The following is a 3,244-nucleotide window of genomic DNA, read 5'->3' on the forward strand; positions in this document are numbered from 1 at the left end:
TTGACGAACAGCGGATTGTTGGGCGTGCGCAGCGTCAGTCCCTTGAAATCCGCCGCCGTGGTAATCGGCTGGTCACGGGTGGTCACGTCGCGGAAGGTGCGCAAGAAGAAGCCGAGGCCCTTGATGTTCAGCCGCTCGACGGAGGCAATCAGCTCCTGTCCCGGAGCGCCCGAAAGATAGGCCTTCAACTGGTCGTAATCGGTAAAGAGGTAGGGCAGCGAAATGGCGTTCATCTTCGGCTCGAACGAGGCGTAGACCGACGAGGCCAGGATCAGCCCGTCAAGGGCGCCGGAGCCAAGCTGGTTGATCGCGGCGTTCTGGTCCTTGCCGAACAGCACGCCATCGGGAAACACCTGGAATATCACTTCGCCGTCGGTCTTCTCCTCGACCAGTTCCGCAAAGCGCGAGGCTGCGCGCCCGACCGAGCTTTCTGCCGGATCGGGAACTGCAATGCGCAATGTCGTCGCGGCAAATGCGGAACCGGCAATGCTGCTGCCGGCGATCACCATCGCGGCCGCGGCCAGGCCGTGCATCAGACGGCGGCGGGTAAGGTTGAGTGCATTTTTCATTTTGGGTCTCCTCCCGTGGTTGATGAACTGGGTGTTCAGGTTTTCAAGGCGCTTTCCGACAGGTCGTCGCCATTGCGCCGCTTCAATTCGAGAAACAGCGCCGAATGATCGAGATCCGCGCCGCCATGTTCGACAAGCGACGAGAACAATGCATCCGCAAGCTTCAGGGCTGGCAGGTCGAGTCCGAGATCGTCGGCGACGTCGAGCGCCGCCTCGGTGTCCTTGACCTGGTATTTTGCCGGGCCTCCGGGCTGGAAGTTGCCGGCAATAATCCTTTGGCCGTGCAGATCGAGGATTTTCGAAGCGGCAAAGCCGCCAAGCAGCGCTTCGCGCACCTTGGCAAGGTCCGCGCCGCCCCTTTCCGCCATCAGCAGTGCTTCCGAAACCGCCACAAGCGTGCTTGCGACCAGCGACTGGTTGATGAGTTTGGTGAGCGCGCCCGTGCCGGCAGGGCCGATGTGAACGACGCGCCCCATCGCAGACAGGATTGGGCTTGCCGCGCGCACGTCTACCGTCTGCCCGCCGACCATGATCGACAGCGACCCGTTCGTCGCAGCAGGCGTTCCGCCGGAAACCGGAGCGTCGAGCCACCTGAGGCCAAGAGCTTGCGCCCTCTCGGCCATGGCCTCTGCCTCGCCCATGCCGATCGATGACATCACGATCAGCAATGCGCCCTTGCGCATCGCATTGGCCGCTGCCCCGCTGCCGAAAAGCACGTCCTCACAGACTGGCCCTGAGGATAGCATGACGATCACCGCATCGGCATCGGCAACGGCGCGCGCCGGGTTGCCGGCAAGCCCGGCGCCCTTGGCCGCGAGTGGGGCGGTCTTTTCTGCACTGCGGTTCCAGACGGTGACCTGAAAGCCGGCGCCGAGCAGATTGGCCGCCATCGGGCCTCCCATCAGGCCCGTTCCGAGAACCGCAATCTTCGGCCTGCTCATTGGATGCTCCTCATGGCATCACCCGCTCGAAGAACCCGACAGGACCTTCCTCGACGAGCGACAGGGCGTCACGAAACGCCGTCAGATGCGGCGTCTCGAGATGGGCGTCGAATGCCGCGCGATCGTCATAGACTTCGTAGAACATCACCTTCACCGGCGAACGGCTCCGGTCAACGAAGACGTCGAACTGGCGGCAGCCCGGTTCCAGCGCAAGTGACTTTTCCGCATCGTCACGAGCGGCCTCAAGGAAGGCCGCCAGATTGTCCTCGGCAACATCGAACTGCGGCAGGACGACATAGCTCATGCCGCCTTCTCCGCCTTTGGTCCCATGCTGCTTACCTGTTCGCGGCGCAGAGCGACGACGTCGAGATCATCAACGAGTTCCACGTCGGACATGCGAACGACCTGATCGCGCTTGATCGGGTTCTTGAGCTTGACGTTATGGGCAAGGCCGATCGGCAGTGCGTCGATCTTGCTCGAAATGGTGGCCGGGATCGCCTTGGCCCAAACAGCATAGCCGCCTTCGCCGTCCAGCATGTCGCCGGCCTTGAACTCGCCCTTGGCGGCAGCCACGGCATCGCCGCGATACTCCTTTGAAGATCCGGTCGGCTCACCGCGGAGTACCGCGGACAGGACCGAAACGGAGGTTTCCAGACCGATCAGGTGGAAGGGGCGCCACATCGAGCCATACCAGCCGGACTTGTCCGTCAGGAGACCGTATTGCTTGAAGCAGTCACGGGTATATTCGTCCGGTGCCTTGAAGGTGACGAACATGCCGTAACGGATATTGTTCAGCACTTCGCGGCCATCGGGTTCCTGGCTGGCGGCGATATCGACAAGGCCCGACTTCGGCATGCGGCCGCCTTCGGATGCCGGCTTGAAGACCGAGGCGAGATCCTGAAGGCCGGAGGGGTAGAAGGCCAGTCCGTCATCCGGGCAGTCGAGCCCGGTCCCGTTGGCAACGGCCGCCATTTCGATCGCGGCCTTGGTGCCATCCGTGAACGAATTGTACATCTTAGGGTTGAAGTCGCCCTTTGCCACTTCCTCCTCGGTCCAGCCGAAAAATCCCCATACGGTATCCGGCGTCGAATATCGGTAGCGCGGCTCGAAATTCATGCCCTTGCCGGCGGAGATCAGCTCGAAACCGCAGGAGCGGACCCAGTCGACCAGCTCGCAGATAAAGGCCGGCTGATCGCCGTAGGCCATGGAGTAGACGAGTCCCTTGGCGCGCGCCCTAGCCGCCAGGATCGGACCGCACATGACATCGGCCTCGACATTGACCATGACGATATGCTTCATCCCGTCGATCGCCTGCAGCGCATGCCGGGTACCGGCAATCGGATGGCCGGTCGCCTCGATGATGCAGTCGATGCCCTCGAACGCGCACAGGTCGGCCGCGCTCTCGGTGACAAAGGTCTTGCCGGTGTCCATCGCGTCGGAAAGCGACGTGGCGTCGTATTCCTCGGCCTGCCAGCCAGTGCGCTTCAGTGAAGCCCGCGACTTGCCGGCATCCAGATCCGCAACGCCGACGATGTGATAGCCGGCGATCTTGCGCGCCTGGGCCAGAACCATGGAGCCGAACTTGCCTGCTCCGATCAGGCCGACGTGGATGGGACGGCCTTCTGCATGGCGCGCTGCGAGCATCGATGAGAGATTCATGTGGAGCTACTCCGTATTGCGACCGTCCGGTCGAAAAACCATTTTCCGCGCAGGAGAATGCCGACGGTCACTGCG

The 3,244-nt window shown here is 62.5% G+C and carries 4 protein-coding genes; all 4 read right to left on the reverse strand.

What is annotated here, in order from left to right; translation table 11 throughout:
* Nucleotides 1–569, reverse strand: a 569-nt coding sequence (gene dctP / locus B4E36_RS15360) for a TRAP transporter substrate-binding protein DctP (protein ID WP_345900543.1), incomplete at its 3' end; no start/stop codon positions are given.
* A 35-nt stretch (nt 570–604) separates the two neighbouring features.
* Nucleotides 605–1,510, reverse strand: a complete 906-nt coding sequence (locus B4E36_RS15365; RefSeq protein WP_292056881.1) for an NAD(P)-dependent oxidoreductase — start codon at nt 1,508–1,510, stop codon at nt 605–607.
* A 10-nt stretch (nt 1,511–1,520) separates the two neighbouring features.
* Entirely contained in the window at nt 1,521–1,814 is a 294-nt protein-coding gene (locus B4E36_RS15370; RefSeq protein WP_292056884.1) for a putative quinol monooxygenase, read from the reverse strand.
* Entirely contained in the window at nt 1,811–3,169 is a 1,359-nt protein-coding gene (locus tag B4E36_RS15375; protein ID WP_345900544.1) for a flagellar biosynthesis protein FlgA, read from the reverse strand. Before B4E36_RS15375 ends, B4E36_RS15370 begins: the two co-directional genes overlap by 4 nt.
* Nucleotides 3,170–3,244 lie beyond the last annotated feature (75 nt).

Origin of the sequence: Martelella sp. UBA3392, assembly GCF_002358775.1 — a bacterium.
GTDB lineage: Bacteria > Pseudomonadota > Alphaproteobacteria > Rhizobiales > Rhizobiaceae > Martelella > Martelella mediterranea.